This window comes from Streptomyces sp. FIT100 (genome assembly GCF_024584805.1).
In the GTDB taxonomy this organism is placed as follows: Bacteria; Actinomycetota; Actinomycetes; order Streptomycetales; family Streptomycetaceae; genus Streptomyces.
Genome location: NZ_CP075715.1, coordinates 5,607,277 through 5,634,032, shown reverse-complemented (window position 1 = coordinate 5,634,032; position 26,756 = coordinate 5,607,277). Strand labels below are relative to the sequence as shown.

Here is a 26,756-nt window from a genome sequence, read left to right as displayed (position 1 = left end):
TCCTCCCGTTGCCTCAGCCCTCAGCCATCACTCAGGGTTGTCCGCGAGCGATCTCGCCGCCCGGACGCAGTGCGCGAGGGCCGCGCGGGCGTACGCCGGCGAAGCGCCCGCGAGCCCGCACGACGGGGTGATCACCAGGGACTCGGCGAGAGTCCCCGGATTCAGTCCCAGCCTGCGCCACAGCGTCCTGACACCCATGACGCTACCGGCAGGGTCGGACAATGGACCGTCGGTGGACGCCACGACGCCTGCGAAGAGCCTCGTGCCGCCCTCCACCGCCTCGCCGATCGCCTCCTCGTCACGCTCGGTGAGCAGCCCGAAATCGAACGAGACACCGGCGGCCCCGGCCCGGCGCAGCAGCGCGAACGGCACCTCCGGCGCGCACGAGTGCACGACCACCGGTCCGTCGGAGACGTCCATCACGTCCCGCAGCGCGCTCTCGACGAGCTGCCGGTCCACCGCGCGGTGCGTCCGATACCCGCTGGCGCTCCTGATCCGTCCGCGCAGGACGGCCGTGAGCGAGGGCTCGTCGAGCTGGAGCACCACCTGTGCGCCGGGGACCCGCCGCCGCACCTCCGCGAGATGCGCGCCCAGTCCCTCGGCGAGCGAGCCGGCGAGGTCCCGGCAGGCGCCCTGGTCGCCGAGGGCGGCCTCGCCGTTCCTGAGCTCCAGGGCGGCCGCGAGCGTCCACGGCCCGACGGCCTGGACCTTGAGCGGGCCCTCGTACCCCTGGGTGAACTCCTCCAGTGCGTCGAGGTCCTCACCGAGCCAGGAGCGGGCCCTGCGGGTGTCCCGGCCCGGCCGGTCGCTGACGCGCCAGCCGCTGGGCTCGACGTGCGCGTACATCTCGACCAGCAGGCCGATGGTCCGCCCGATCATGTCGGCGCCGGGACCGCGGGCGGGCAGCTCCGGGAGATGCGGGAAGTCCTCGAAGGTGCCGGTGACGGTCCTGGCGGCCTCGCGGGCGTCGCCGCCGGGCATGGAGCCGACCCCGGTCGCCAGGGCCTGTCCGGGGTCCCATACGACGTCGCTCATCGTCCCGGCCGCACCGTCAGGTCGTTGACCTCCGCGTCGCGCGGGAGGTCGAGCGCCATCAGGATCGTCGTCGCCACCGACCCGGGGTCGATCCAGCGCGCGGCGTCGTACTCCTTGCCCTCCTGCTGGTGGACCTTGGCCTGCATGGGGCTTGCGGTGCGGCCGGGGTAGACGGAGGTGACCCGGACGCCGTTCACCTTCTCCTCGTGCCGCAGCGAGTCGGCGAGCGCCTTGAGGCCGTGCTTGGAGGCGGCGTACGCACCCCACTCGGCGTGGGCGTTGAGGCCCGCACCGGAGTTCACGAAGATCACGGTGCCCTGGGAGACCCGGAGTTGGGGCAGCAGCAGCCGGGTCAGTTCGGCGGGCGCCACCAGGTTCACGTCGAGCTGGGCGTGCCAGGTCTTCGGCGTCAGGTCACCGATCCGGCCGAGGTCCACGACGCCGGCGATGTGGAGGAGCGAGTCGAGCCGCTCGGGCAGCGACTGGTGCGAGAACGCCCAGGAGAGCCGGTCGGGCGCGGCGAGGTCGCCGACGAGGGTACGGGAGCCCGGATACGCCTCGGCGAGCTCCTTGGCGCGCCCGGCGTCGCGGGCCAGCAGCACCAGCTCGTCGCCGCGCTCGTGCAGCCGGCGCGCGACGACCGCGCCGATGCCGGAGCCTGCCCCGGTGATCAGATGTGTAGCCATACCCGCCATGCTCGCACCACCGCGCCCCTCGGCTCTCCCCGAGGTGGGCGGGGATGCGGGCGCCGCCGCCGCCCTCGGGGAAGATTTTTCCGGAAATCCCGCCGGGCACCGATGAGTTCGGCACATGCCCCCGGTCTTTCCTGCATGGACGACCCGAACACGACACCGAGCAGGATCCGGGGTACGGCGCTGTCGGCGGACGGCACCGCCATCGCGTACGAGCGGCAGGGGGACGGTCCGCCCGTGATCCTGGTGAGCGGCGCGCTGGCCACGGCCGCGACCGACGCCCCGCTCGCCGCGCTGCTCGCGCACCGCTTCAGCGTGTTCACGTACGACCGCCGCGGTCGTGGCGCCAGCGGGGACACCGCTCCGTACGCCGTGGAGCGGGAGATCGAGGACCTCGCGGCCGTCGTCGGCGAGGCGGGCGGCACCGCGTCCGTCCACGGGATGGCGTCGGGCGGCGCGCTGGTCCTGGAGGCGGCGGCGGCCGGTCTGCCGATCACCCAACTGTCCGTGTACGAGCCCCCGTTCCTGACCGACCCGGCCGGCCGCCGGGCGAGCGCGGCCCGCCGGGCACGGCTGGACGGCCTGCTGGCCGCGGACCGGCGCACGGACGCCCTGGAGCTGTTCCTGGCCGACGTCGTACCCCCGGGGACGCTCGGCCGGCTGAAGGGCTCCCCCGTGTGGGGGGAGCTGGAGTCGCTGGCGCACACCCTGGCGTACGACCACGCGGTGCTGGGGGACGCGCTGGTGCCGACGGTGCGGCTGCGCGAGGTCACCGCCCGCGTGATGGTGGTCGACGGCGGCGCGAGCCCCGGCTGGCAGCGCGAGACGGTCCGCGCGATCTCCGAGGCCCTCCCCCGCGGCCGCCACCGCACCCTGACGGGCCAGACCCACCAGGTGGCGCCGCATGTGCTGGCGCCGGTGCTGGAGGACTACTTCGCGGCGTAGTCCGCGGCGCGGCGCGTCGTGGTCGCGATCGTCGCCGAGCCGACGACGCGCGTGCCGTCGTACAGCACGATCGCCTGGCCGGGGGCCACACCGCGGACGGGCTCGGTGAAGCTCACGCGCAGTTCGTCGCCTTCGAACTCCGTGGAGACCTCGGTCTCGCCGCCGTGGGCGCGCAGCTGGGCGGTGTACGTGCCGGGGCCGGAAGGTGCCGTTCCGCACCAGCGGGGCTTGATCGCGGTGAGGGCGGAGACCTCCAGGGCCTCGGCCGGGCCGACCGTCACCGTGTTGTCGACCGGCGAGATGTCCAGGACGTAGCGCGGCTTGCCGTCGGGGGCGGGGTGGCCGATGCGCAGGCCCTTGCGCTGCCCGATGGTGAAGCCGTAGGCGCCGTCGTGGCTGCCCAGCCTGGTGCCGGACTCGTCCACGATGTCGCCCTCGGCCTTGCCCAGGCGCTTCGCGAGGAACCCCTGGGTGTCGCCGTCGGCGATGAAGCAGATGTCGTGGCTGTCGGGCTTCTTCGCGACGGCCAGACCCCGGCGCTCCGCCTCGGCGCGGATCTCGTCCTTGGTGGTCAGCGTGTCCCCGAGGGGGAACATCGCGTGCGCGAGCTGCCTCTCGTCGAGGACTCCGAGGACGTACGACTGGTCCTTGGCCATGTCGCTCGCCCGGTGGAGCTCGCGGGTGCCGTCCTCGCGGACGACCACGGTCGCGTAGTGGCCGGTGCACACCGCGTCGAAGCCCAGCGCCAGCGCCTTGTCCAGCAGCGCCGCGAACTTGATCTTCTCGTTGCAGCGCAGACAGGGGTTGGGGGTGCGGCCCGCCTCGTACTCGGAGACGAAGTCCTCGACGACGTCCTCGCGGAAGCGCTCGGCGAGGTCCCACACGTAGAAGGGGATGCCGATGACGTCAGCGGCCCGGCGGGCGTCGCGCGAGTCCTCGATGGTGCAGCAGCCGCGGGCGCCGGTGCGGAACGACTGCGGGTTCGCGGACAGGGCCAGGTGCACCCCGGTGACATCGTGCCCGGCTTCGGCGGCGCGGGCGGCGGCGACGGCGGAGTCCACACCTCCGGACATGGCGGCGAGGACGCGGAGGGGGCGGTGGGGTGTCTGAGTCATAGCCCTACCAGAGTACGGGGCCGTGGGAACCGAAAGCCCGTGAGTATGCGTTCGGGGAGGTGACCGGGGTGAAGAGAGTGGGGCGGCATGGGGAGCAGGAAAGCGCGGCGCGGCATCGGCCGGCGGGCGCTGCTGATCGGCGGCGGGGCCACGCTCGTCGGGGTGGGTGTGGCGACCCAGGACGAGGCCAGGCGTGCCTGGTGGCGGCTGCCGGGCATGGAGAAGAAGCGTGTGGAGGGCGAGCTCGACCACGCGGGCGCGCAGTGGACCGCGGCGGCGCGGGCGAACTGGCGCCGGGCGGACCGCCCCGACGACTATGTGATCGACACCGTCGTGATCCATGTCGTCCAGGGCAGCTACCGGACCGCGGTGCGGGTCTTCAAGGACCCCGGACACGGCGCGGCGACGCACTACATCGTGGGCAAGGACGGGCGCGTCGCCCAGATGATCCGCGAGCTCGACGTGGCGTACCACGCGGGCAACCGCGGGGTGAACGAGCGGAGCATCGGCATCGAGCACGAGGGCTTCGTCGACCGGCCGGAGGACTTCACGGCCGCGATGTACGAGTCGTCGGCGCGGCTGACGGCCGACATTTGCAGGCGCCACGGCATTCCGGTGGACCGGAAGCACATCATCGGCCATGTCGAGGTGCCGGGCACGGATCACACCGACCCCGGTCCGCACTGGGACTGGGACCGGTACATGCGCCTGGTCCGCGAGGCCATGAAGGCGCCCGCGAAGCCGTCGCCCACGCCCACACCGAGGACGACGACCGCCGGCTGAGCCGTGTGGCCCGGGGCCGGTGTCCGGATCGAGCCCCCGTGTCCGGACCGGGCCCGCGGGCCCGCCTTCGGGACAAGCTCCAGGCCCTGTCGTTCGGATCAGGCCGGATCAGCGAGCGGCCCGGCGCGGAGCGGCTGATGTCACAGCGGTGCGTGCTGCTGCAAGGCGGAGGAGGCAGACAACGCGGTGGGGGCACCTCCCGTGCCCGGAGGGCTACGGGGGAGTCAGCGACCGGCGCCAACGCAGCCGATTGCGTGCCAGGGCACGCGAGCCCGGCAAGATCCGAACGACAGGGCTAGTGTCCTGAGTCGGAGATTTGTCGTCAGATCGGCAGCCGCTGAGCACGTGCCTCGCGACGGCGAAGTCCCGGGAGACGTGGACTCAGAAACGCCGTACGGCTCCGGATAACTACCCAGAGATCTCTGACTCGGGTCACTAGGGGGTGTCCGGTGGATCAGGCTGGATCAGCGAGCGGCGTCCAGCGGCTTCGAATCCAAGACGGAGGAGACAGACAACACGGTGGGGGTCCCTCCCGTGCCCGGAGGGCTACGGGGGAGTTGGCGACCGACGACAGCACGGGAGACGGAGCCGCAGGGCGTCGCGAGCCCAGCATGATCCGCCGGACACCCCCTAGCTGAGTCCCGCCGTGCGGGCCCGCTCGACCGCGGGGCCGATCGCCTTCGCGACGGCCTCGACGTCCTCCTCGGTGGAGGTGTGGCCGAGGCTGAAGCGGAGCGTGCCGCGGGCCAGCTCCGGGTCGGTGCCCGCGGCGAGCAGGACGTGGCTGGGCTGGGCGACACCGGCCGTGCAGGCGGAGCCGGTGGAGCACTCGATCCCCTGGGCGTCCAGGAGCAGCAGCAGCGAGTCGCCTTCGCACCCGGGGAAGCCGAAGTGGGCGTTGGCCGGGAGCCGGTCGACGGGGTCGCCGCCGAGGACCGCGTCGGGCACGGCGTCCCGCACGGCCTTGATCAGTCGGTCGCGCAGCTCCCCGATCTCCCGGGCGAAGCCGGCGCGCCGCTCGGCCGCGAGCCGTCCCGCCACGGCGAAGGCGGCGACGGCGGGCACGTCGAGGGTTCCGGAGCGCACATGACGCTCCTGGCCCCCGCCGTGCAGAACGGGCACCGGGCTGTACTCACGGCCGAGGAGCAGCGCGCCGATGCCGTACGGGCCGCCGATCTTGTGGCCGCTGACGGTCATCGCGGCGAGGCCGGAGGCGCCGAAGTCGACATCGAGCTGCCCGAACGCCTGGACGGCGTCCGCATGCAGCGGAATGCCGAACTCCGCGGCGGTCGCGGCGAGTTCGGCAACCGGCATGACGGTACCGATCTCGTTGTTGGCCCACATCACGGTGGCGAGCGCGACATCGTCCGGGTCGCGCTCGATCGCCTCGCGCAGCGCCTCGGGGTGTACGCGGCCGTACTGGTCGACCGGCAGGTACTCGACGTTCGCGCCCTCGTGCTCGCCGAGCCAGTGCACGGCGTCGAGGACGGCGTGGTGCTCGACGGGTGAGGCGAGGACCCGGTCGCGGCGCGGATCGGCCGCGCGGCGGGCCCAGTAGAGGCCCTTCACCGCGAGGTTGTCCGCCTCGGTTCCACCGGAGGTGAGGACGACCTCGCTTGGGCGCGCCCCGAGGGCCTCGGCGAGGGTCTCGCGGGCCTCCTCGACGGTACGGCGGGCCCGGCGGCCCGCGGCGTGCAACGACGAGGCGTTGCCGGTGACGGGAAGCTGGGCGGTCATCGCCTCGATCGACTCCGGCAGCATCGGAGTGGTCGCGGCGTGGTCGAGGTATGCCATGGTGCCCACGATTCTACGAGGCGGGCCGCACGGCCACGGGCGGCCACCCCGGCCGGGCAAGCGCTTGCCGCTTCACACCCCGCCCGAGGGCGCCGGCCGCACCCCGGGACCGGGGGGCGGGGGCGGGGCCGGGGCCGGGGCCGGGGCCAGGGCCGGGGGGCGGGGCCCGGGCCGGGGGGATCAGCCGCCGATGTTCCAGACGACCGCGCCCTGCCCGTCGAGCAGCACGGCGAGGACGGTGAGATCGGCGACGCCGAGGGCCAGGCCGAGCAGGGCGCGGGCACGGCGGGCGGTGCCGCGCCACAGTGCGAGTCCGGCCAGGACGATCGCGGTGGGCCCGAGGATCACGTTCATCACGAGCAGCCCGACCAGACCGAGCACGAACGCCGCGACAGCCATGCCGTCCGCGTCCCGTGAGCCCGTTCCGGCGAACCGCTCGGCGGAGGGGGTGAGTTCCATGGTCCGGCTCCCGGATTCAGTGGGCGCGGCGGCGTGCGCGCCGCTCACGCAGGGCGAAGACGAGCAGCCAGGCACCGATGGCGGCGGCGCCGACGGCGGACGCGGACAGCGGGATCTGGGCCACCGCACCCAGGAGGACTCCCAGGAGCAGGAGCACGGCGACGAGGGCGATCATGATCAGCCTTTCACCGAGAGAATACGACTGTTCACTGACTCATCAGTCTAGTCTTTCCAGAATCGGAGAACGGTTGTTTACTGAATGGCATGAGTCACACCGTCGGCATCCGCCAGGCCCAGAAGTTGAAGACCCGTCAGGCCCTCTTGGACGCCGCCCTGCGGCTGCTGGAGGACCAGAGCCTCAGCAGCCTCGGGCTCCGCGAGCTGACCCGGGCCGTCGGGGTGGCGCCGGCCGCGTTCTACCGGCACTTCGGGGACGTCGCGGAGCTCGGGGTGGCCCTGGTCGAGGAGACCCTGGGCAGCCTGCACGGCCTGATCGGCGAGATCCTCGCGGAGACGGGCGACGCCGGCGTAAGGATCGGGCGCACGGTGGACCTCATCGCCCGTCATGTCCGGGAGCAGCCCGCCCACTTCCGTTTCATCGCCCGCGAGCGGCACGGCGGGGTCGGCCGGGTCCGGGCCGCGATCGCGGCGCAGCTCCGCCGCTTCACCGAGGAAGTGGCGGACGCGCTTGCCCGGGAGCCGGAGTCGGAGGGCTGGAGCGACGCCGATCTGCGCATGCTGGCCGGCATGTACGTCGACCACATGGTGATGACCGCCTCGGCCTTCCTGGAGGCGCAGGAGACCGGCGCCCCCGACGAGCGGGAGGTCGCCCGCACCGCCCGGGACCGCCTGCGCCTGGTATCCCTGGGCCGCCACCACTGGCTGGAGGGCCCGCGGGAGGGATCGGGGGCCGGCCGCCGCACGCCCTGAACCTCGTACGCGACACACGACGTGCGCGACGCGTGCCACGTGCGCGACGTGCGCGACGTGCGCGACGCTAGGTGCGCGGCAGCGGCGCCTTCGCCAGCTGCCGGGACTGGGCGACCAGCCGGTCCGCGCTGTCCCAGACCTCGGCGTCCTCCTCCAGGAAGCCGCCCGCCAGGTTTCGGGTGGTGATGGCGACGCGCAGCGGGCCCGGTGCGGGACGGCAGCGGACGTGGGTGGTGAGTTCGACGGTCGGGGTCCAGCCCTTGAGACCCAGCTCGAACGAGGTGGGCGGCAGCGCATCGACCGTGAGCAGCAGCGACAGCGGGTCGGCGGCGCGGCCGTCGGCGAGCCCGAACCAGCCGCGCATCTCACCCTTCCCCGAGGGCGCGCCGACGGCCCAGCCGACGGTGGCGGGGTCGAGCCTGATGTCCAGCCGGTCGGTGATCGCCGACGAGCCGGGGATGGCGGGCGCGGGCCCGTCGGCCGGGCCGAGGCAGTGCTCGTACGGCGGAATGGCCGGCGGCTTCGCGGTCGTACGGACCTCGTCCGGCAGGGCGTCGAGGTCGCCGTAGGTGGCGAGGACGCGGATGCGCTCGACCTCGCTGCCGTCCTCCGCGTACTGGAAGAGGGAAGCCTGGCCGGTGGAGAGGGTGCGTCCGGTGCGGATGGTCTCGGTGCGGATCACGGCGGGGCCGGGCACGGAGGGGCCGAGGTAGTGCGCGGAGACGCTGAAGGGGTCCGGGTGGGGCAGGGCGTCGCCGAGGGCCCGGCCGAGCAGCGCCAGCAGATAGCCGCCGTTGACGGCACTGATGATCGTCCAGCCGGCGGAGAGCTGCGCGTCGTAGACGCCCGGGACGTGCGGGTCCCGCAGCGTGACGGCGGTGTCGCGGTCGAACTCGCTGTCGCCGACGGTTGCGGTTTCCTGTGCCACCTGTGCCATGCCTGAACCGTACAGCAGGCAACTACTAAGCGGTAGCTTTTTCAGACGGTCATCTCTTCGGCGGCGGCCGATCTGCGGTTCCAGGCGCGGGGCGCCCGCCAGTGGTAGCGCATGGCGAGCAGGCGCAGGGTGAAGGCGGTCACGACGGCGAGTCCACTGGTGAGGGCGTTGAGCGCGTCGAAGCGGATGCACAGCACCACCAGGGTGGCGCCGACGGTGGCCGGGACCGCGTAGAGGTCACGGTCCCAGCGGAGCAGCGAGGGCACCTCGTTGGCGAGTATGTCGCGCACGACGCCACCGCCGACCGCGGTGGTGAGCCCGAGGGCCGCGGACGCGGTGAGGCCGAGCCCGTACTCGTACGCCTTGGTCGTCCCCGTCACACAGAAGAGCCCGAGCCCCGCGGCGTCGAAGACGTTGACCGAGCCCTGGATGCGCTCGACCTCGGGGTGCAGGAAGAAGACGAGCGCGGCGGCGACGAGCGGTGTCAGGAAGTACCCCAGGTCCGTGAACGCGGCGGGCGGCACGGCGCCGATGATCAGGTCCCGGAACAGACCGCCGCCCAGCGCCGTGGCCTCGGCGAGTACGGCGATGCCGAAGACGTCGAAGTTCTTGCGTACGGCGAGCAGGGCGCCGGAGATCGCGAAGACGAAGATGCCGGCGATGTCGAGCGCATGCTGGACGGAGGGGGTGAACAGTTCCTGGAGCACCGCACAATTGTGCCGCGCGCGTACGAGCCCCCCGACCGCGCCCTCGCGCCCCCTGGCCCCCCGGGCACCGGTCAGGTAGGGCGGCCGGACGGACGACGGGCCCCGCCCGGCTCTGCCGGACGGGGCCCGTCGTCCGTTCGCCTACTGCTTGTCCGACTCCGGCACCGGCTCCGACACCGGCTCCCGCTCCGCCTTCGGGCCCGGCTCCGGAACCGGCAGCTCCGACTTCGGGGTCGCGTCCACGATGGCGATCGCCTCGCGGGCCGAAGCGAGGACCGTGTCGTCGTCGGGTGCCTGGTCGGGCGCGTTCTCCGGGTGGTGGCAGGCGACCTGGTGGCCCGTCTTCAGGGCGGCCAGCGGCGGCTCCTGCGTGCGGCAGAGCTCGGTCGCCTTCCAGCAGCGGGTGTGGAAGCGGCAGCCGCTCGGCGGGGAGATCGGCGAGGGGACGTCGCCCTTCAGCAGGATCCGCTCGCTCTTGGCGCCGCGCCGCCGCGGGTCCGGCACCGGCACCGCCGAGAGCAGGGCCTTGGTGTACGGGTGCATCGGGGACTCGTACAGCGACTTGCGGTCCGCCAGCTCCACGATCTTGCCGAGGTACATGACCGCGATCCGGTCCGAGACGTGCCGGATGACCGAGAGGTCGTGCGCGATGATCACGTAGGTGAGGCCCAGCTCCTCCTGGAGGTCGTCCAGCAGGTTGACCACCTGCGCCTGGATCGACACGTCCAGCGCGGAGACCGGCTCGTCCGCGACGACGAGCTTCGGCTTGAGGGCGAGCGCCCGGGCGATGCCGATGCGCTGGCGCTGTCCGCCGGAGAACTCGTGCGGGTAGCGGTTGTAGTGCTCCGGGTTCAGACCCACCAGGCCGAGCAGCCGCTGGACCTCCTTCTTGATCCCGCCCTCGGGCTCCACGCCCTGGAGCCGGAAGGGGGCCGAGACGATCGAGCCGACCGTGTGCCGCGGGTTCAGCGAACCGTAGGGGTCCTGGAAGATCATCTGGATGTCCCGGCGGAACGGCCGCATCCGGCCCACGCCGAGGTGCGAGATGTCCGCCCCCTGGAACTCGACCGTGCCGCCGGTCGGTTCGAGCAGCCGGGTGATCAGCCGGCCCATCGTCGACTTCCCGCAGCCGGACTCGCCCACCACGCCGAGCGTCTCGCCCGGCAGGACGTCGAAGTCGATGCCGTCGACCGCCTTGACGGCACCGACCTGCCGCTGGAGCAGGCCCTTCTTGATCGGAAAGTGCTTGACCAGGCCCGACACCTTCAGCAGCGGGGCATCGGCGGGCGCTCCCTGCTGCGGGATCGCCACCTTCGTGTCTTTGTTGTCGCTCACAGCTTCGGCGCAATCTCTTCGGTCCAGATGCGGGTCCGCTCCTCCTGCGACATGTGGCAGGCCGAGTAGTGGCGGCCGGACGACTCGCGCAGCTCGGGACGCTCGGTGCGGGTGATGCCGCCCTTGGGGACTTCCGCGTAGGGGCAGCGCGGGTGGAAGGCGCAGCCGCTGGGGATGTTGATCAGGCTGGGCGGCGAGCCCTTGACCGGGATCAGGCGCTCGGTCTGCTCACGGTCGATGCGCGGCATCGAGCCCAGCAGGCCCCAGGTGTAGGGGTGCTGGGGTTCGTAGAAGACCTTCTCGGCCGCGCCGCGCTCCACACAGCGCCCGCCGTACATCACGAGGATGTCGTCGGCGAGCTCGGCCACGACGCCGAGGTCGTGGGTGATGATGATGACCGCGGAGCCGAACTCCTTCTGGAGATCCCGGATCAGGTCGAGGATCTGGGCCTGCACGGTCACGTCGAGCGCGGTGGTCGGCTCGTCCGCGATGAGCAGCTCCGGGTTGTTGACCAGTGCCATCGCGATCATGGCGCGCTGGCGCATACCGCCGGAGAACTCGTGGGGGTAGTTGTCGAACCGCTTGGCGGGCTCGGGGATGCCGACCCGGTCGAGGAGCTCGACCGCACGCTTGCGGGCCGTCTTCTTGTCCACCTTGTGGTGGACGCGGTACGCCTCCACGATCTGGTGGCCGACCGTGTAGTACGGGTGCATCGCCGACAGCGGATCCTGGAAGATCATCGCCATCTCGCGCCCGCGCAGCCGCCGTACGGCGTCGGGGTCGGCGGAGAGCAGCTCCTGCCCGTTGAGCCAGACCTCACCGGAGATCTGCGCCTTCTGCCGGCCGTACTGGCCGACGGTGTGCAGTCCCATGATGCCGAGCGAGGTCACCGACTTGCCGGAGCCGGACTCGCCCACGATGCCGAGGGTCTTGCCCTTCTCCAGCTGGAAGGTGAGACCGTCCACGGACTTGACGAGGCCGTCGTCGGTCGGGAAGTGGATCTTGAGATCGCGTACGTCCAGGAACGCGTCGGACGGTGCGGTCGGAGCGGGCTCGCCCAGGGCGGCCCCGGTTTTCGCCAGCTGGTCCGTCATGCGAGCCTCACTCGGGGGTCGATCACTGCGTACAGGAGGTCCACGACGAGGTTCATGATGACCACGGCCGACGCGGTGATCAGCGTGACCGCCAGGATCAGCGGCAGGTCGCGTTCGCTCACCGCCCTGAAGGCGGCGTTCCCGAGACCGGGCAGGTTGAACGCGGTCTCGGTCAGGATCGCGCCGCCGACGAGGGCGCCGAGGTCCATGCCGAAGATGGTCAGGATGGGGGTCATGGTGGAGCGCATGGCGTGCTTGCCGAGCACCACCGGCTCCGTGAGGCCCTTCGCCCGGGCGGTGCGGATGTAGTCCTCGCCCAGCACCTCCAGCATGGTGGCGCGGGTGAGTCTGGCGTACATCGCCGCGTACAGGAAGGCGAGGGTGACCCAGGGCAGCAGCAGGCCCATGAACCAGGAGCCGGGCGACTCGGTGAACGGCACCCACCTGGCGTCCAGCCAGCCGAGCTGGATGCGGAAGACCAGCAGCGCCAGCATGGCGGTGAAGTAGATGGGGAGCGAGACGCCGGCGAGCGCGGTGACCATGGCGACCCGGTCGATCGCGGTGCCGCGCCGGAGCGCGGAGACCACGCCGGTGCTGACGCCCATGACCAGCCAGAGCACGGCCGCGCCGAGGACCATGGAGACGGTCACCGGGATGCGGTCGACCAGCATCAGCCAGACGTCCTGCTCGGTGCGGAACGAGTAGCCGAAGCAGGGCGCCGCACAGTGGATGGTGTCGCCGCCGCCGACGTAGTCGCGTCCGACGAAGATTCCGGAGACGAAGTGCCAGAACTGCACCAGGATCGGCTCGTCCAGGCCCAGCTTCTGCCGGACGCCCTCGATGGAGGCCGGATCCGCCTGCTTGCCGACGAACATCGCGGCAGGGTCACTGCCGGTCAGCTTGGGGATCAGGAAGAAGATGCCGAGCGTCACCAAGGTGACGACGAGCAGCATCACTACGACGGCGAAGAGCCGTCGGACGATATATGCAAGCATGCGGTCGGCCGGCCGGCGGCCGGGGAATCCGATCGGATTCCCCGGCCGCCGCGCCTGGCCATCACCTGCCCTTCGGACCTAGCGGCGGGTGGTGCGCCGTTGGAGCGGGTGGGGGGTTACTTGACGACGCCGAGCGACGCGTAGTCGTAGCGGCCGTTGTAGGCGTCGGCCGTGTAGACGTTGGTCAGTCGGGAGCTGCGCCAGATGATGTTCTTCTCGTGGGTGAAGGGCAGGTAGACCGCGGCCTCCGAGACCTTCGTGTTGATCTGCTTGTACAGCTCGCCGGCCTTCTCGGGGTCGGTCTCCTGCAGCGCCTGGTCGAACAGGCCGTTGATGGCAGGGTCGTTCAGCTCCGAGAAGTTGTTGTTGCCGCTCTGGAGGATGAAGCGACTGTCGACCAGCGGCTGCAGGAAGCCCTGGCCGGACGGGAAGTCCGCGCCCCAGCCCATGATGATGATGCCGTAACCCTTGTCCTTGACGACCTTCGGCGAGCCGATGATGCCGGAGGTCTGGGCGCCGTCGAACTGGTCGATCTGGGCGTCGATCCCGACGGCCTTCAGCGACTGCTGGAGGGACTCGGCGGTGGCGATCTCGATCGGCTTGTTGTTGCGGACCGCGATGGTGGTCTTGAAGCCGTTCGGCTTGCCGCACTTCGCCAGGGCCTCCTTGGCCTTGGCGACGTCCGCCTTGCCGGCGAGCTTGCCGTACGGGTCGGCCTTCGGGTCGGCGCCCTTGATCGCCGGCGGCAGCATGTTGGCGGCGATGTCGCCACCGGCCTGCGGGCCGCCGCGGGCGGTCTGCAGGGACTTGGAGTCGGCCGCGTAGATCATCGCCTTGCGGCACTCGATATTGGGGACGACCGTCTGCGGGAAGACCGCGTAGCGGATGAAGCCGGTCTGCGGGTTGTCCGCGTTGTCCTTGTGCTGCTGGAGCACCTTGGCGCGGGCGGCCTGGCCGATGCCGGTGGCGTTGAGATCGACGTCGTACTCGCCCTCGATGAGGCGGTTGTCCATGTCGTCGGGGTTCGTGGTGAACGTGACGCTGATCGTGTCCGGCAGGGCCTTGCGGACGGTGTCCGACTTGGCGTCCCACTTGTCGTTGCGGACCAGCTTGATGGACTTGTTCGGGGTGTAGGACTCCCACTTGTACGGGCCGGAGGAGAACGGCTTCAGGCCGTACTTGGCCTTGGTGTCCATGTCCTGGCGGACCGGGGAGGCGGCCGGCATGGCCAGCATCTGCAGGAAGTCGCTGTTGGCGACGGGCAGCTTGAAGATGATGGTCTTGTCGTCCGGCGTCTCGATGGCCTTCAGACCGAGCTTGTCCGGGGTGGTGTCCTTGTACGGGCCCTTGTACTCGCCCTTGGGGTCGAGGACCTGCTGGAGGTAGATCGGGCCGCCGGAGATGACGTCCTGGGCCCAGATGCGCTCGATGCCGTACTTGATGTCCTTGGACGTGATCGGCTTGCCGTCCTCCCAGGCGACCCCGTCCTTCAGCGTGAAGGTGTAGGTCAGGCCGTCGGGGGAGATCTGGCCGGCGTCGGTGGCGAGGTCCGGGACGAGCTCGGTGGACTCGGCGCCGGGCGCGGCCTTGAAGGTGACCAGCTGGCGCGTGTAGTAGCGGGCGAAGTCCCACATGAAGCCGTAGTAGCCGCGCTGCGGGTCCCACGAGTCGGCCTCCTGCGAGCCGATGAACTTCAGCTCGCCGCCCTTCTTGTCGGAGGCGTTGGCGACCTTGTTCACGGCGGCGTTGAAGCCGGCCGCGCTGCTCTTGTCCTCACCGCTGCCGCTGCCGCCGCCGCACGCCGTGGTGACGAGCATGGTGGCCGAGGCGAGCAGGGCGCCTGCGGCGATTCTGCGCCTCTGGGGGCTGTTCAGTGTCATGGTCTCGCAACCTCCGTAATCATGGCGGCCGTTACGGCGGTCCGCCGTTGGGATGGGCCTCCTGTCGCCAGCGGCAGGGGCGTGTCTTTCGGTTCTTCCTGACGGCTCGTCGCGGAGGGTCAGCGGGCGCCCTTCGGGTCGAGCGCATCGCGTACGCCGTCGCCGAAGAGGTTGAACGCGAGGACGGTGATGAAGATCGCCAGACCGGGGATCACCATGAACAGTGGGTCTGCTTCATAGGTGTTGACGGCCTTCGACAGCATCTGCCCCCAGGAAGCCGTGGGCGGCTTCACACCCGCGCCGAGGAAGCTGAGCGCCGCTTCGGTGAGGATGTTGGTGGGGATCATGAGGGTCGCGTAGACGGTGATCGGGGCGACCAGGTTGGGCAGTAGTTCCCGGCGCAGGATGTAGAGGCGGCCGGCGCCCAGGCTGCGGGCGGCCTCGACGTACTCCCGCTCACGCAGCGAGAGGGTCTGGCCGCGGACGATCCGGCCGACGTAGGGCCAGCCGAAGAAGCCGATGACGACGACCAGCGCGCCGATGCGCACACCGGAACCCGACACTCCGAGGAGGTCGTTGGGCAGGACGGAGACGAGCGCGATGGTGAAGAGCAGCTGCGGGAAGGCGAGCATCACGTCCATGACCCGGCTGAGCGCCGCGTCGACCCAGCCGCCGAAGTAGCCGGCGATGACGCCCAGCACGGTGCCCAGGAAGACGGCGAAGACGGCCGCGAGGAAGGCCACGAGCAGCGAGATGCGCGCGCCGTAGACGATGCGGCTGAACACGTCGCGGCCGTTGACCGGTTCGACGCCGAGCAGGAAGTCGGAGCTGATGCCGCCGTACGGGCCGATCGGCGTGCCGAAGAGCGGGTCGATCTGGTCCTCGTGGAAGTCGTTCGGCGGGTGGCCGAGCAGGCTCACGATCAGCGGCGCGAAGACGGCGACCAGGATGAGGAGGACAACGATGGCGCCGCCCGCGAGGGCGAGCCGGTCGCGCTTGAGCCTGGTCCAGGCGATCTGCCAGGGAGAGCGGCCTTCGATCGCCTTCGCAGGGCCTTCGGGCGCGACATCGACAGCGGCGGCGGAGGTTCCGGCCGCACTCGTGTCGTGCAGTGGTGCCGTCATCGTGGTGAGGACCCCTCTCGGCCGCCGGTAGCCGGCCTTTGCCCGCCGCGGGTGGCGGCGTGGTGTAACGAGTGCTGGGGCAGTTCGCGCGAAGAGTCGAACGCCCTGTGATGCGGGGAGTCTTCAATGGGTCGGCGATCAGTCGCCATACCTGGCAGCGAATGTTGCTCAACCGTGATGCGACCGGACGCCATCCGTTTTCCGGACGCTACTGCTTGCTGAGCGGGGCAAGCCGGACAATTGCGTACTGGTAGCGCTCGATTCACACCCATACGTGCGATGCGGCCCGTCGGCCGGGGCCCGGCACGGCGGATGACGCCACGCCGGAGTGACGGCCGGTCAGGACGGCCGTTACGGACTCTCCGGTCAGTACGCGGGCGGGTACCCGTACCCCGGACGCTGGGGCGGGACGCCGTGGGCCTCGCGGTCGTAGAACGGGCGGGCGTTGGCCCGCAGCCACATCGCCACCGGGTCGTAGTCGTCGGACATGGCGACGGTGGACACCGGAAGCCCGTCGGGGACGGCGGCGACCGACTGCTGCATCATCGCGCGGACGCTCTCGACGGACTGCTGACCCGTGTCGTACAGATCCAGGCCGATGGCGAGATACGGGGCGCCGAGCGCGGGCTGCACCCAGGCCCTGCGCAACGAGCGGACGGCGGGGGTGCGGTGCGCGTTCTGCGTGAGCAGGGCGTAGAACTGGGGGATCTCGACGGCGGGCTCGGCCAGCCGGAGCGGCCCCGCGGGCATCCGGTCGAGGCCGGTGGCGATCCGGCGCAGATCGAGCCAGGGGATGCCGACGCCGCCGCCCGGGGCGTGCGGGTTGAGCCAGATGCCCCAGTGGTCGGGGAAGAGGGCACGGGCGATGTCGGATCCCGTGACGACCTCGTGGGCGCGGGTCCAGCCGGAGGCGGCGAGCTCCTGGGGGGAGGTGACGCACGGGGCGTACGCCTGGCCGTCCACCTCCATGTTCCCGTACTGGGCGTCGGGGGAGCCGGAGCTGCCGTGCCACAGCAGCATCCAGAGCCGGCCGGTGGCCGGCTCGGCGAGCGCGCGGAGCAGCGCCTCGTACGCGTCGTAGCGTCCGGGCGTCACCTGGCGCAGCATGTGCTCGACCTGCCCGGCCGCCGCGGTGCCTGACGCACTCACCCTGGTCCCCCTCTTCGATCCGCCGTTGCCCTGAACCAGCTTAAGCGGCGGTACTGACGCCGCCTTGACGCCTGCCTCGGCGCCTACGCGTACTGCCGGGTGTAGAAGGGCCGGACACGGTTGAGCATCCAGTCGCCGACCGGATCCTGCGCGATGTCCAGCAGCACCAGGTTGACCGGCCACTGCACGGCGACCCGGCCGAGCGCGCGGCCGAGCGCGTCCATGGGCGCGGTGCGGTGGTGGGCCTCCCAGGCGGAGAGCTGGACGCCGATGAACAGGGTCGGCGCGTCGCCCTCGATGCTCGCCAGCACCCGGCGGGCGGTCTGGACGATGCCGGTCTCCTCGAACTCCCCGGCCGCGGCGGCGAGGAAGTCGATCGGCTCCTCCTGCCAGTCCGGCTCGAACAGCCGGACACGGCCGCCGCTCGCCGGCCCTCCCCCATAGCCTCCGGCATGGGAGGTACCCCCGAACGGGGTGCGGCCGGTGCGGCAGAGCTCGGCGACGGCCGGCGGGGGCAGCGGGACGCCGACGGCGCCGCCGGGGTTCACGGCGATGCCGAGCTGCGGAGGCAGTCCGCGGGCGAACTCGACCGCCGGGGCGACGGTGCCGGAGACACGGTCGCCCAGGCAGAGGAGGAACTGCTGCTGGGAGCTGAAGACGGGCACGTACGGAGCGCCGTCGATCTCCAGGGTGGGCAGGTCGAGGCCGGGGCTGTCCGGGCCACCGCCGTTGGGGAGCGGCACCCAGAGGTGGCTGCGGCCGAGGACCTCGACGAGGCGTGCGCCGGCCGTGGGGTTGCCGAGCGACGCGGCGAGCACCTCTTCGAGCTCGTTGGCGGGCCATGTCGTGTGCGCGTCCACTGCGTCTTCCCTGCTTCCCCGTCCCCGTCCGGCCCGGTACGGGCCGCGATGTCCTGCGGAAGCAGGGTAGCGGTACGGAGCCCCCACGGGCGGGGGCTCCGTACTCACCGGGCTCCGTAATCGCGGGGGCTGGGTGTTCGCCGGGGCTCCGCGCCCGGAGCCCCCGCTCACGCCGCCGGGGTGAAGCCGATCCGGCTCAGCGCCGTGGCGGCGTCGCGGTCGAGGAGCGTGGCGGAGGAGCAGCCGGAGGGGAGACGGCCGCGCTCCGCGTCACGGAGCAGGCGGGAGACGGCGTACCGGTGGCGGGAGAAGGCGTACGGGGAGACGCCCCTGCCCCGCTCGCGCTGGCCCGCGCGGGCGACGGCGGGGGCGACGTCCAGCAGGAGCAGATGGAGGGAGCGGCCGCGGCGGCGGGCCTCGCGGGCCAGCCAGCGGCGGACCCAGGACTGGGTGCCGCAGTCGTGGACGATCACGCCGGCGCCGGAGCGCAGGGCGCGCCACAGCCCGGCGTAGTGCGCGGCACGCACCAGCGGCCGGTACACCGCGTACGGCAGCAGCCGGGGCATCCGCGCGTCCCAGCGGTCGCGGGCGTCCTGGGAGTCGATGCCGCCGCCCTCCGCCGCGCGCCGTATCAGCGTGGACTTGCCGCTCCCGGGCAGCCCCGAGATCACGACCACGTCCCCGTGGGCGAACTCCAGGCTGCGCGGGAGGCGGCCCGACCGGTCACGCAGGTCACGCACGACGGGCGCACGCGCGGGCACGCCGAGCCGCGCGGGCAGCCCCGCCGCCCGGGCTGTCGTCGTCATATAGGCACCTGACCGCTGCAACGTCATCGCTCTCCCCCTTGTCGGGTCTTCGGGACCCTGCCCAAGAAGCTTAAAGAAAAGGTAATGACCAACAAGCGATTTGCTGATCCGGGCGCCCGTGCAATGATGGCCGCGCCAACTGCATACCGGCCGCTTGAATCCGCGCGGGAGAGTCCCGGCCACTGTGTGCGCCGGGCGCCGAAGGAGCAAGTACCTCCCTTGAATCTCTCAGGCCCCGTACCGCGCGTGATGAGGCAGATCTGAAAAGCGAGTCGCAGCTCATGCGGCTCCACCCAAGGTGCAAGTCGTGATCACACGCACATGTGGTCGTGATGAACCTCTCAGGTTTCGATGACAGATGGGGAGGATCGTCCTCGCCAGTCATGCCCTGGGAGTCCTATCCATGAGCACCACCCCCCGTCTCACCGCCCTCGATGCGCTGCATCGCTCGCTGGGCGCGACCATGACCGACTTCGCCGGCTGGGACATGCCCCTGCGGTACGCCAGCGAGCGCGACGAGCACAACGCCGTACGGACCAAGGCCGGTCTCTTCGACCTCTCCCACATGGGTGAGATCACCGTCACCGGGCCGGAGGCCGCCGCCCTTCTGGACTACGCGCTCGTCGGCAACATCGGCGGGGTCGCCGTCGGCCGCGCCCGCTACACGATGATCTGCCAGGAGGACGGCGGGATCCTCGACGACCTGATCGTCTATCGCCTGGGCGAAACGGAGTACATGGTCGTCGCCAACGCCTCGAACGCGCAGACCGTGCTGGACGCCCTGACCGAGCGGGCCGCCGGCTTCGACGCCGCCGTACGGGACGACCGCGACGCGTACGCGCTGATCGCGGTCCAGGGCCCCGAGTCCCCCGGCATCCTGAAGTCGCTCACCGACGCGGACCTCGACGGGCTGAAGTACTACGCGGGCCTGCCCGGGACCGTCGCGGGGGTGCCCGCGCTGATCGCCCGTACCGGCTACACGGGTGAGGACGGCTTCGAACTCTTCGTCGAGCCGCAGCACGCCGAGAAGCTGTGGCGGGCCCTGACCGAGGCGGGCGAGCCCGTCGGCCTCGTCCCCTGCGGTCTGTCCTGCCGTGACACGCTCCGCCTGGAGGCGGGCATGCCGCTGTACGGGCACGAGCTGACGACCTCCCTCACACCGTTCGACGCGGGCCTGGGCCGGGTCGTGAAGTTCGAGAAGGAGGGCGACTTCGTCGGCCGCGCCGCCCTGGAGGCCGCCGCCGAGCGGGCCGCCGCCACCCCGCCGCGCAAGCTCGTCGGCCTGATCGCCGAAGGCCGCCGGGTGCCGCGCGCCGGGATGCCCGTCGTCGCCGCCGGCCAGGTGATCGGCGAGGTCACCTCAGGAGCCCCGTCGCCGACCCTGGGCAAGCCGCTGGCCATCGCGTACGTCGACGCGGCGCACGCCGCGCCCGGCACCGAGGGCGTGGGCGTCGACATCCGCGGTACTCATGAGCCGTACGAGGTCGTGGCGCTCCCCTTCTACAAGCGCCAGAAGTAGTCCCTCCGGCGCAGGAAGCAGTACCTCCAGCGCCGGAAGCAGTCCTTCCAGCAGCCCCTATCAGCAGCACTCCCCCGCGTACAGGAGAATTCACGTCATGAGCAACCCCCAGCAGCTGCGCTACAGCAAGGAGCACGAATGGCTGTCGGCCGCCGAGGACGGCGTCTCGACGGTCGGCATCACGGAGTTCGCGGCCAACGCGCTCGGTGACGTCGTCTACGCCCAGCTCCCCGAGGTCGGCTCCACGGTCACCGAGGGCGAGACCTGCGGTGAGCTCGAGTCGACCAAGTCGGTCAGCGACCTGTACTCCCCCGTCAGCGGAGAGATCGTCGAGGCCAACCAGGACGTCGTGGACGACCCGTCGCTGGTGAACTCCGCCCCGTTCGAGGGCGGTTGGCTGTTCAAGGTGCGCGTCACGGAGGAGCCGAAGGACCTGCTCTCCGCGGACGAGTACACCGAGTTCTCCGGCAACTAGGGATCACCATGTCGCTTCTCAACACCCCTCTCCACGAGCTCGACCCGGACGTCGCCGCCGCCGTCGACGCCGAGCTCCACCGCCAGCAGTCCACCCTGGAGATGATCGCCTCGGAGAACTTCGCTCCGGTCGCGGTCATGGAGGCGCAGGGCTCGGTCCTCACCAACAAGTACGCCGAGGGCTACCCGGGCCGCCGCTACTACGGCGGCTGCGAGCATGTCGATGTCGTCGAGCAGATCGCCATCGACCGCATCAAGGAGCTGTTCGGCGCCGAGCACGCCAACGTGCAGCCGCACTCGGGCGCCCAGGCCAACGCCGCCGCGATGTTCGCGCTGCTGAAGCCGGGCGACACGATCATGGGTCTGAACCTCGCGCACGGCGGGCACCTGACCCACGGCATGAAGATCAACTTCTCCGGCAAGCTCTACAATGTGGTCGCCTACCACGTCGACGACCAGACCGGCCAGGTCGACATGGCCGAGGTCGAGCGGCTCGCCAAGGAGTCCAAGCCGAAGCTGATCGTGGCCGGCTGGTCCGCGTACCCGCGCCAGCTGGACTTCGCCGCCTTCCGCCGGATCGCGGACGAGGTCGGCGCGTACCTGATGGTCGACATGGCCCACTTCGCGGGCCTGGTCGCTGCGGGCCTGCACCCGAACCCGGTGCCGCACGCCCATGTCGTGACCACGACCACCCACAAGACGCTTGGCGGCCCGCGCGGCGGTGTGATCCTCTGCACCTCCGAGCTCGCCAAGAAGATCAACTCGGCGGTCTTTCCCGGTCAGCAGGGCGGTCCGCTGGAGCACGTCATCGCGGCGAAGGCGGTCTCCTTCAAGGTCGCGGCCTCCGAGGAGTTCAAGGAGCGCCAGCAGCGCACCCTGGAGGGCTCGAAGATCATCGCCGAGCGTCTGGTCCAGGACGACGTCGAGCAGGCCGGCGTGTCGGTCCTGTCCGGCGGCACGGACGTGCACCTGGTCCTGGTCGACCTGCGACACTCGGAGCTGGACGGCCAGCAGGCCGAGGACCGGCTCCACGAGGTCGGCATCACGGTCAACCGCAACGCGGTCCCGAACGACCCCCGCCCGCCGATGGTCACCTCGGGTCTGCGGATCGGTACGCCCGCGCTCGCGACCCGCGGCTTCCAGGCCGAGGACTTCCGCGAGGTCGCCGACGTCATCGCCGAGGTGCTGAAGGCGCCCTCCTCCTTCGGGGCGGCCGAGGCGGAGGCGCTGAAGGCGCGGGTGACGGCCCTGGCCGCGAAGCACCCGCTCTACCCTGGTCTGTAATCCAGACGTAAGCAAAACAAAAGGGGCACCGCGCACACTGGAGAGTGAGTGCGGTGCCCCGCACCACGCAACAGCCCGTTCGTCCTTCTGCGCCACCCCGGCAGACAACGGCGTCTACCAGCTTTGAGGAGTACCCCAGTGGCCATCTCGGTCTTCGACCTGTTCTCGATCGGCATCGGCCCGTCCAGCTCCCACACGGTCGGCCCGATGCGGGCCGCGGCGCTGTTCGCCCGCCGGCTGAAGAACGAGGGCCTGCTCGCCCACACCACCGCGATACGCGCCGAGCTGTACGGCTCGCTCGGCGCGACCGGCCACGGCCACGGCACCCCGAAGGCCGTCCTGCTGGGCCTGGAGGGGAACTCCCCGCGCACGGTCGACGTCGAGACCGCCGACGACCAGGTCGAGCGGATCAAGAACAGCAAGCGGATCAGCATCCTCGGTGCCCACGAGATCGACTTCGACTTCGACGAGGACCTGGTCCTGCACCGCCGCAAGACGCTCCCGTACCACGCGAACGGCATGACCCTGTGGGCGTACGACGCCGAGGGCCAGTCGCTGCTGGAGAAGACGTACTACTCGGTCGGCGGCGGCTTCGTCGTCGACGAGGACGCCGTCGGCGAGGACCGGATCAAGCTCGACGACACCGTGCTGAAGTACCCCTTCCGCACCGGTGACGAGCTGCTGCGGCTCTCCCGCGACACCGGTCTTTCGATCTCCGCCCTGATGCTGGAGAACGAGAAGGCGTGGCGGACCGAGGAGGAGATCCGCGAGGGTCTCCTGGACATCTGGCGCGTCATGCAGGCCTGTGTCTCGCGCGGCATGTCCCGCGAGGGCATCCTCCCGGGCGGCCTGAAGGTGCGCCGGCGCGCCGCCACCACCGCGCGCAAGCTGCGCTCCGAGGGCGACCCGAAGGCGCTCGCGATGGAGTGGATCACCCTCTACGCGATGGCCGTGAACGAGGAGAACGCGGCGGGCGGCCGCGTCGTCACCGCTCCGACGAACGGCGCCGCGGGCATCATCCCCGCGGTCCTGCACTACTACATGAACTTCGTGCCCGGCGCCGACGAGGAGGGCGTCGTGCGCTTCCTGCTCGCGGCCGGCGCGATCGGCATGCTCTTCAAGGAGAACGCCTCGATCTCCGGCGCCGAGGTCGGCTGCCAGGGCGAGGTCGGCTCGGCCTGCTCCATGGCGGCGGGCGCGCTCGCCGAGGTGATGGGCGGCTCCCCGGAGCAGGTGGAGAACGCCGCCGAGATCGGCATGGAGCACAACCTCGGCCTGACCTGCGACCCGGTCGGCGGTCTGGTGCAGATCCCGTGCATCGAGCGCAACGGCATGGCGGCGGTGAAGGCCGTCACGGCGGCGCGGATGGCGATGCGCGGCGACGGCAGCCACAAGGTCTCCCTGGACAAGGTCATCAAGACCATGAAGGAGACCGGAGCGGACATGAGCGTCAAGTACAAGGAGACCGCGCGCGGCGGGCTCGCGGTGAACATCATCGAGTGCTGATCCGGTGATGACACGGCGCGGCCCCCGGCGACATGCGCCGGGGGCCGCGCCGCGTGCGCCCGGTGGGATCAGTCCTTGTGGGATCGGTCCTTGTGGGATCAGTCCTTGTGGGATCAGTCCTTGTCGAGGGACGCCCAGAACTCGTCGAAGGTCAGCAGGCCGTCGCCGTTGCCGTCCTTGGCCTTGATGACGGCCGCGGCGACCGTCTCGGTGACGTGGAAGTCGCCCAGCTGCGCCATCACGCTCTTGTACTCCGAGGCCGAGATCAGCCCGTCGCCGTTCAGGTCGTAACGGTCGAAGGCCTTGCGCGCCGACTCGATGTCCGCCACTGTCCACCCCTTCTTGGTGCCTTACTGACGGAGGTCAGGCTATCGGCGCTGCCGGTGCGCGAGGATGGAGGGGTGAGCGACGAGCTGGTACGGATCCTGGCGGCGGCGGCGCGTGGCGAGTTCCCGCCGCCGGACGGTACGACCACGGTGGTTCCGCAGCCGGATCCGCGGGACGCGGGCGTGCTGGCCTTCACCGCGCACTCCGTCGTGTTCACGGACGAGGACCCCGCGTGGGTGCGCTCCACACTCGCGGCCACGGCCGGCGATCCGCTCGCGGCGAGCATGAACCCCGCCTTCCTGAGCGCCCTGATGGCCAGGACCGGCCGCTCCATGAACACGATCGACCTGCTGTCGGTCGCGCCCTGGCGGTCCGGGCTTCCGGACCTCTCGCTGCGCGAGTTCGAGGACCGGGACCATCCCCGGGTGGCGCGGGCCCTCAAGTACCGCGACGAGGTACGGGTATGGGCGACGGACGGCGGTGTGCTGGCGCTCGGCCGCGGGGTGGCGGGCCGGTGGGAGGCCGCCATCGAGGTGGACCTGGAGGCGCGGGGCGGGGGGCTCGGCGTGGAGCTGGCGCTCGCCGCCCGTCATCTGGTCCCGCGCGGCGCATACGTGTGGGCGCAGCAGCCTCCGGGGAACGCACGCAGTGTGCGGACGTTCCAGCAGGCGGGGTACCGGCCGGTCGGCTCCGAGGCGCTGCTGGCCGCCGGCTGAGGCACCGGCCGGCCCCGGGTCAGCGGAAGACGCCCGTGTGGCCGAGCGAGTAGCGGCCCGGCTGCGGATAGACCGCGAGTCCGTGCGGGCCGTCGCCGACCGGGATACGGGCCAGCTGCCGGCCGGTCGTGGTGTCGACGGCGTACACCTCCGAGTGGTACCGCCCCGACAGCCAGAGCACCTTGCCGTCGGCGGAGACCCCGCCCATGTCGGGGGAACCGCCGCCCGGGAGCTGCCACTTCTTCGTGAGGTCGTCCCGGGCGAAGTCGAAGACGGAGATGGAGCCCTCGCCGCGGTTGGTGATGTACATCTCCCTGGAGTCACGGCTGACGTAGAGGCCGTGGGCGCCCTTGCCGGTGGGCAGCAGGTTCGGCGTGGTGAACCGGTCGCCGTCCAGCACCCATACGCCGTGGGCCTTCATGTCGGCGATGTAGAAGGTCCTGCCGTCCGGCGAGAGCTTCACGTCCTGCGGCATCGCGCCGGAGAACGGGAGCTTCTGCTGGGCGGTCACCTCCATCCGCTCCGTGTCCACCCTGAGCAGTTCCCCGGAGAACTCGCAGGAGACGATGAAGTACCGCCCGTCGGCGGAGAAGTCCGCGTGGTTGACGCCGTAGCAGGACACCGGGGTGGTCTTGAGCGTCTGCATGGTGTGGGGGTCGCGGAAGACGAGCTCGCGGTCGAGGGAGGCCATGACGACGGCGTGGCGGCCGTTGGGCGTGAAGTAGAGGTTGTACGGGTCGTGCACGTCGACGGGGCTGCCCGCCTTGCCGGTCGCCGGGTCGATCGGAGTGAGGCTGTTGCCGCGGTTGTTGTTCACCCACAGGGTCTTCAGGTCCCAGGAGGGCACGACGTGCTGCGGGTGGTCGCCGACCGGGATGGTATCGACGATCTTGTACGTCGCCGGGTCGATGACCGTGACCGTGTGGGAGAGCGTGTTCGGTACGTACACCCGCGACGGGAAGTCGGCGACGGTCGGCGAGAGGCGGCCGGGGCGGTCGGCCGCGTAGATGTCCTTCGGGTCCAGGACCGGCGGCATCCCGGGCAGCCCGGCGGGGACGGCGGCCGCCTCCCTGGTCGGCGGCGGGGGCGGGGCGGACTCGCGCCCGCTCTGCCGGTCGGGGCTGGTGCAGCCCGCCGCGACGGCGGAGACCAGAAGCATGACGGCGAGCGCGGCGCCCGTGTGCACTCGCGCGCGCAGGGCGCCGCGCCGGCCGATGCGAATCACGGTGATCACGATACGCACGCAGGGGCGAAAAATAATGATTTGCCTACTTCAGGACCTTTGCGCGTCGCTCCTCCACCAGGACCCTCGAATCGCACCCGGATCAAGGGATCACCCGCGCCGCCCCATACCTAATCATTGTTTCCGAGGCGGGTGGCTCATTTCACCTTTGATTCACTTTCCATTTGGGCGACTATGGACCGATTTAATCCAGTAGGGACTTTTGGCGCGAAGGCCCCCCGTCTGCCATAGTCGGTGACACGACCCCCATTGACCCGGGCCAGGTCGTTCCAGAGCGGTCGTGGATCACACCCCCTTGTCCACGGCCGCACGCATGAAGCCCCCAGGCGCCGCACGACGGCAGCAGGGGGCTTTCGTGCTTCCGGGGACGGTCAGGCGCGGTCGACGACGCGCATCTCGAACCAGGTCGTCTTTCCGCGCGGCAGCAGATCGACGCCCCAGCGGTCGGAGAGCTTGTCGACCAGGAAGAGGCCTCGGCCACTGGTGTCCAGCTCGTGCACCGGCATCAGGCACGGCAGCCCGCGGGAGGGATCCCGCACCTCCACCCGGATCCAGCCGCGCCTGCGCAGCATCCGCAGCCCGAAGACCCGCGCCCCCGTGTGACGCACCGCGTTGCCCACGAGCTCGGAGACGAGCAGGGTCGCGTGCTCGGCGACCTGCGGGGAGAGCGCCCACTGACGGAGTACGACACTCTGTGTGAGCCTGCGGGCGGTGGCGGCAGACTCGGGCCGGGACGGCAACCTGACCTCCTCGTCCGTCGGGTTCCCGAACAACTCAAGTGCCTTGAGCGCCTGTTCGTCCTCGACGGCCGGCATCCACCGCGCAGCGGTCACACTCCCGCGCTGCCGCGGTTGCTCCCTACCCTCCAGCCCCGCCATGCCCCCATCATGGCCGCCCGGAGCACGTTCCGTGGCCGTTCCGGCGGATTCCATGCCCCGGAATGCTTGATTCCGGGGCATCGGTTTGGCATATGACACTGGCAGATCAGCCCTGCGATAGCCATCCTGACCTGCGATGACGCACCGCATACAACTGATCGCGAAGCGC

General features: G+C 71.0%; 27 protein-coding genes and 1 riboswitch. Of the genes, 8 read left to right on the top strand and 19 right to left on the bottom strand.

Annotation, left to right across the window (positions count from 1 at the left end):
• Positions 1 to 27 precede the first annotated feature (27 nt).
• Both KK483_RS25440 and KK483_RS25435 read right to left on the bottom strand, forming a co-directional pair.
• Positions 28 to 1,035 (bottom strand): methionine synthase, encoded by a 1,008-nt coding sequence (locus KK483_RS25440; protein ID WP_262007545.1) that lies wholly within the window; start codon positions 1,033 to 1,035, stop codon positions 28 to 30.
• The gene (locus KK483_RS25435; protein WP_262007544.1) at positions 1,032 to 1,721 is read right to left on the bottom strand and encodes an SDR family oxidoreductase; all 690 of its coding nucleotides are present in this window, start codon (positions 1,719 to 1,721) and stop codon (positions 1,032 to 1,034) included. Before KK483_RS25435 ends, KK483_RS25440 begins: the two co-directional genes overlap by 4 nt.
• 144 nt (positions 1,722 to 1,865) lie before the next feature.
• Between KK483_RS25435 and KK483_RS25430 the strand changes: the two genes are divergently transcribed.
• The gene (locus KK483_RS25430; protein ID WP_262007543.1) at positions 1,866 to 2,672 is read left to right on the top strand and encodes an alpha/beta fold hydrolase; all 807 of its coding nucleotides are present in this window, start codon (positions 1,866 to 1,868) and stop codon (positions 2,670 to 2,672) included.
• Here the strand turns inward: KK483_RS25430 and mnmA are convergent.
• Entirely contained in the window at positions 2,657 to 3,787 is a 1,131-nt protein-coding gene (gene mnmA / locus KK483_RS25425) for a tRNA 2-thiouridine(34) synthase MnmA (RefSeq protein ID WP_262007542.1), read from the bottom strand. The genes KK483_RS25430 and mnmA overlap by 16 nt on opposite strands.
• Before the next feature lie 87 nt (positions 3,788 to 3,874).
• Between mnmA and KK483_RS25420 the strand changes: the two genes are divergently transcribed.
• Positions 3,875 to 4,570 (top strand): N-acetylmuramoyl-L-alanine amidase, encoded by a 696-nt coding sequence (locus tag KK483_RS25420; protein ID WP_262007541.1) that lies wholly within the window; start codon positions 3,875 to 3,877, stop codon positions 4,568 to 4,570.
• Between the two features lie 630 nt (positions 4,571 to 5,200).
• On the opposite strand, the gene KK483_RS25415 is transcribed toward KK483_RS25420, so the two are convergent.
• The 3 genes from KK483_RS25415 to KK483_RS25405 all read right to left on the bottom strand — a co-directional run bounded on the left by KK483_RS25415 (position 5,201) and on the right by KK483_RS25405 (position 6,998).
• The gene (locus KK483_RS25415; RefSeq protein WP_262007540.1) at positions 5,201 to 6,364 is read right to left on the bottom strand and encodes a cysteine desulfurase family protein; all 1,164 of its coding nucleotides are present in this window, start codon (positions 6,362 to 6,364) and stop codon (positions 5,201 to 5,203) included.
• Between the two features lie 180 nt (positions 6,365 to 6,544).
• A complete protein-coding gene (locus tag KK483_RS25410) occupies positions 6,545 to 6,823 on the bottom strand; it encodes a DUF4190 domain-containing protein (RefSeq protein ID WP_262007539.1) in 279 nt (92 codons plus the stop codon).
• Positions 6,824 to 6,839: 16 nt separating this feature from the next.
• Positions 6,840 to 6,998, bottom strand: a complete 159-nt coding sequence (locus tag KK483_RS25405) for a hypothetical protein (protein WP_262007538.1) — start codon at positions 6,996 to 6,998, stop codon at positions 6,840 to 6,842.
• A gap of 89 nt (positions 6,999 to 7,087) precedes the next feature.
• Between KK483_RS25405 and KK483_RS25400 the strand changes: the two genes are divergently transcribed.
• Positions 7,088 to 7,753, top strand: coding sequence for a TetR family transcriptional regulator (locus KK483_RS25400; RefSeq protein WP_262007537.1), 666 nt, complete (start codon positions 7,088 to 7,090; stop codon positions 7,751 to 7,753).
• A 67-nt stretch (positions 7,754 to 7,820) separates the two neighbouring features.
• Here KK483_RS25400 and KK483_RS25395 read toward each other — a convergent pair whose 3' ends face one another.
• From KK483_RS25395 to KK483_RS25350, 10 genes are all read right to left on the bottom strand, one after another.
• Positions 7,821 to 8,690 (bottom strand): thioesterase family protein, encoded by an 870-nt coding sequence (locus tag KK483_RS25395; protein WP_262007536.1) that lies wholly within the window; start codon positions 8,688 to 8,690, stop codon positions 7,821 to 7,823.
• A 41-nt stretch (positions 8,691 to 8,731) separates the two neighbouring features.
• Positions 8,732 to 9,397: a trimeric intracellular cation channel family protein gene (locus KK483_RS25390; RefSeq protein WP_262007535.1), complete on the bottom strand. Its 666-nt coding sequence runs from the start codon at positions 9,395 to 9,397 to the stop codon at positions 8,732 to 8,734.
• A 141-nt stretch (positions 9,398 to 9,538) separates the two neighbouring features.
• The gene (locus KK483_RS25385) at positions 9,539 to 10,732 is read right to left on the bottom strand and encodes an ABC transporter ATP-binding protein (RefSeq protein ID WP_313879484.1); all 1,194 of its coding nucleotides are present in this window, start codon (positions 10,730 to 10,732) and stop codon (positions 9,539 to 9,541) included.
• A complete protein-coding gene (locus KK483_RS25380; RefSeq protein WP_262007534.1) occupies positions 10,729 to 11,826 on the bottom strand; it encodes an ABC transporter ATP-binding protein in 1,098 nt (365 codons plus the stop codon). The genes KK483_RS25385 and KK483_RS25380 overlap by 4 nt, the downstream gene beginning before the upstream one ends.
• Entirely contained in the window at positions 11,823 to 12,821 is a 999-nt protein-coding gene (locus KK483_RS25375; protein ID WP_262007533.1) for an ABC transporter permease, read from the bottom strand. The genes KK483_RS25380 and KK483_RS25375 overlap by 4 nt, the downstream gene beginning before the upstream one ends.
• 116 nt (positions 12,822 to 12,937) lie before the next feature.
• Positions 12,938 to 14,701: an ABC transporter substrate-binding protein gene (locus KK483_RS25370; protein WP_262007532.1), complete on the bottom strand. Its 1,764-nt coding sequence runs from the start codon at positions 14,699 to 14,701 to the stop codon at positions 12,938 to 12,940.
• 119 nt (positions 14,702 to 14,820) lie between these two features.
• Complete coding sequence (locus KK483_RS25365) at positions 14,821 to 15,825, bottom strand: ABC transporter permease (protein WP_262007531.1); 1,005 nt, start codon at positions 15,823 to 15,825, stop codon at positions 14,821 to 14,823.
• A gap of 366 nt (positions 15,826 to 16,191) precedes the next feature.
• Positions 16,192 to 16,974 carry an enhanced serine sensitivity protein SseB C-terminal domain-containing protein gene (locus KK483_RS25360; protein WP_262007530.1) on the bottom strand — a complete coding sequence of 261 codons (783 nt, stop codon included), beginning with the start codon at positions 16,972 to 16,974 and terminating at the stop codon, positions 16,192 to 16,194.
• A gap of 83 nt (positions 16,975 to 17,057) precedes the next feature.
• Positions 17,058 to 17,834: an enhanced serine sensitivity protein SseB gene (locus KK483_RS25355; RefSeq protein WP_262007529.1), complete on the bottom strand. Its 777-nt coding sequence runs from the start codon at positions 17,832 to 17,834 to the stop codon at positions 17,058 to 17,060.
• Between the two features lie 167 nt (positions 17,835 to 18,001).
• On the bottom strand, positions 18,002 to 18,667 hold the full coding sequence (locus tag KK483_RS25350) for an ATP-binding protein (RefSeq protein ID WP_262007528.1): 666 nt from the start codon (positions 18,665 to 18,667) through the stop codon (positions 18,002 to 18,004).
• A gap of 128 nt (positions 18,668 to 18,795) precedes the next feature.
• A riboswitch (glycine riboswitch) is annotated at positions 18,796 to 18,893 on the top strand.
• Between the two features lie 150 nt (positions 18,894 to 19,043).
• Between KK483_RS25350 and gcvT the strand changes: the two genes are divergently transcribed.
• The 4 genes from gcvT to KK483_RS25330 all read left to right on the top strand — a co-directional run bounded on the left by gcvT (position 19,044) and on the right by KK483_RS25330 (position 23,423).
• A complete protein-coding gene (gene gcvT, locus KK483_RS25345; protein WP_262007527.1) occupies positions 19,044 to 20,159 on the top strand; it encodes a glycine cleavage system aminomethyltransferase GcvT in 1,116 nt (371 codons plus the stop codon).
• A 97-nt stretch (positions 20,160 to 20,256) separates the two neighbouring features.
• Positions 20,257 to 20,634, top strand: coding sequence for a glycine cleavage system protein GcvH (gene gcvH, locus KK483_RS25340; protein WP_262007526.1), 378 nt, complete (start codon positions 20,257 to 20,259; stop codon positions 20,632 to 20,634).
• 8 nt (positions 20,635 to 20,642) lie between these two features.
• The gene (gene glyA / locus KK483_RS25335; RefSeq protein ID WP_262007525.1) at positions 20,643 to 21,917 is read left to right on the top strand and encodes a serine hydroxymethyltransferase; all 1,275 of its coding nucleotides are present in this window, start codon (positions 20,643 to 20,645) and stop codon (positions 21,915 to 21,917) included.
• A gap of 138 nt (positions 21,918 to 22,055) precedes the next feature.
• Positions 22,056 to 23,423, top strand: coding sequence for an L-serine ammonia-lyase (locus KK483_RS25330; RefSeq protein ID WP_262007524.1), 1,368 nt, complete (start codon positions 22,056 to 22,058; stop codon positions 23,421 to 23,423).
• Between the two features lie 113 nt (positions 23,424 to 23,536).
• Here the strand turns inward: KK483_RS25330 and KK483_RS25325 are convergent, their stop codons facing one another.
• Positions 23,537 to 23,752, bottom strand: a complete 216-nt coding sequence (locus tag KK483_RS25325) for an EF-hand domain-containing protein (RefSeq protein ID WP_262007523.1) — start codon at positions 23,750 to 23,752, stop codon at positions 23,537 to 23,539.
• Between the two features lie 72 nt (positions 23,753 to 23,824).
• Here KK483_RS25325 and KK483_RS25320 point away from each other — a divergent pair, with 72 nt between their 5' ends.
• Positions 23,825 to 24,466, top strand: a complete 642-nt coding sequence (locus tag KK483_RS25320; protein ID WP_262007522.1) for a GNAT family N-acetyltransferase — start codon at positions 23,825 to 23,827, stop codon at positions 24,464 to 24,466.
• Between the two features lie 19 nt (positions 24,467 to 24,485).
• Here KK483_RS25320 and KK483_RS25315 read toward each other — a convergent pair whose 3' ends face one another.
• The gene (locus KK483_RS25315; RefSeq protein ID WP_262009690.1) at positions 24,486 to 25,625 is read right to left on the bottom strand and encodes a YncE family protein; all 1,140 of its coding nucleotides are present in this window, start codon (positions 25,623 to 25,625) and stop codon (positions 24,486 to 24,488) included.
• A gap of 455 nt (positions 25,626 to 26,080) precedes the next feature.
• Positions 26,081 to 26,668, bottom strand: a complete 588-nt coding sequence (locus tag KK483_RS25310; RefSeq protein WP_262007521.1) for an ATP-binding protein — start codon at positions 26,666 to 26,668, stop codon at positions 26,081 to 26,083.
• Between the last annotated feature and the right edge of the window lie 88 nt (positions 26,669 to 26,756).

Coding starts and splice junctions, on each gene's coding strand:
- glyA (WP_262007525.1), top strand. CDS start 20,643: ATGTCGCTTCTCAACACCCCTCTCCACGAGCTCGACCCGGACGTCGCC.
- gcvH (WP_262007526.1), top strand. CDS start 20,257: ATGAGCAACCCCCAGCAGCTGCGCTACAGCAAGGAGCACGAATGGCTG.
- KK483_RS25310 (WP_262007521.1), bottom strand. CDS start 26,668: ATGCCCCGGAATCAAGCATTCCGGGGCATGGAATCCGCCGGAACGGCC.
- KK483_RS25375 (WP_262007533.1), bottom strand. CDS start 12,821: ATGCTTGCATATATCGTCCGACGGCTCTTCGCCGTCGTAGTGATGCTG.
- KK483_RS25415 (WP_262007540.1), bottom strand. CDS start 6,364: ATGGCATACCTCGACCACGCCGCGACCACTCCGATGCTGCCGGAGTCG.
- KK483_RS25380 (WP_262007534.1), bottom strand. CDS start 11,826: ATGACGGACCAGCTGGCGAAAACCGGGGCCGCCCTGGGCGAGCCCGCT.
- KK483_RS25370 (WP_262007532.1), bottom strand. CDS start 14,701: ATGACACTGAACAGCCCCCAGAGGCGCAGAATCGCCGCAGGCGCCCTG.
- KK483_RS25395 (WP_262007536.1), bottom strand. CDS start 8,690: ATGGCACAGGTGGCACAGGAAACCGCAACCGTCGGCGACAGCGAGTTC.
- KK483_RS25430 (WP_262007543.1), top strand. CDS start 1,866: ATGGACGACCCGAACACGACACCGAGCAGGATCCGGGGTACGGCGCTG.
- KK483_RS25435 (WP_262007544.1), bottom strand. CDS start 1,721: ATGGCTACACATCTGATCACCGGGGCAGGCTCCGGCATCGGCGCGGTC.
- KK483_RS25410 (WP_262007539.1), bottom strand. CDS start 6,823: ATGGAACTCACCCCCTCCGCCGAGCGGTTCGCCGGAACGGGCTCACGG.
- KK483_RS25365 (WP_262007531.1), bottom strand. CDS start 15,825: ATGACGGCACCACTGCACGACACGAGTGCGGCCGGAACCTCCGCCGCC.
- KK483_RS25440 (WP_262007545.1), bottom strand. CDS start 1,035: ATGAGCGACGTCGTATGGGACCCCGGACAGGCCCTGGCGACCGGGGTC.
- KK483_RS25350 (WP_262007528.1), bottom strand. CDS start 18,667: ATGACGTTGCAGCGGTCAGGTGCCTATATGACGACGACAGCCCGGGCG.
- KK483_RS25400 (WP_262007537.1), top strand. CDS start 7,088: ATGAGTCACACCGTCGGCATCCGCCAGGCCCAGAAGTTGAAGACCCGT.
- KK483_RS25315 (WP_262009690.1), bottom strand. CDS start 25,625: ATGCTTCTGGTCTCCGCCGTCGCGGCGGGCTGCACCAGCCCCGACCGG.
- mnmA (WP_262007542.1), bottom strand. CDS start 3,787: ATGACTCAGACACCCCACCGCCCCCTCCGCGTCCTCGCCGCCATGTCC.
- gcvT (WP_262007527.1), top strand. CDS start 19,044: ATGAGCACCACCCCCCGTCTCACCGCCCTCGATGCGCTGCATCGCTCG.
- KK483_RS25405 (WP_262007538.1), bottom strand. CDS start 6,998: ATGATCGCCCTCGTCGCCGTGCTCCTGCTCCTGGGAGTCCTCCTGGGT.
- KK483_RS25420 (WP_262007541.1), top strand. CDS start 3,875: ATGGGGAGCAGGAAAGCGCGGCGCGGCATCGGCCGGCGGGCGCTGCTG.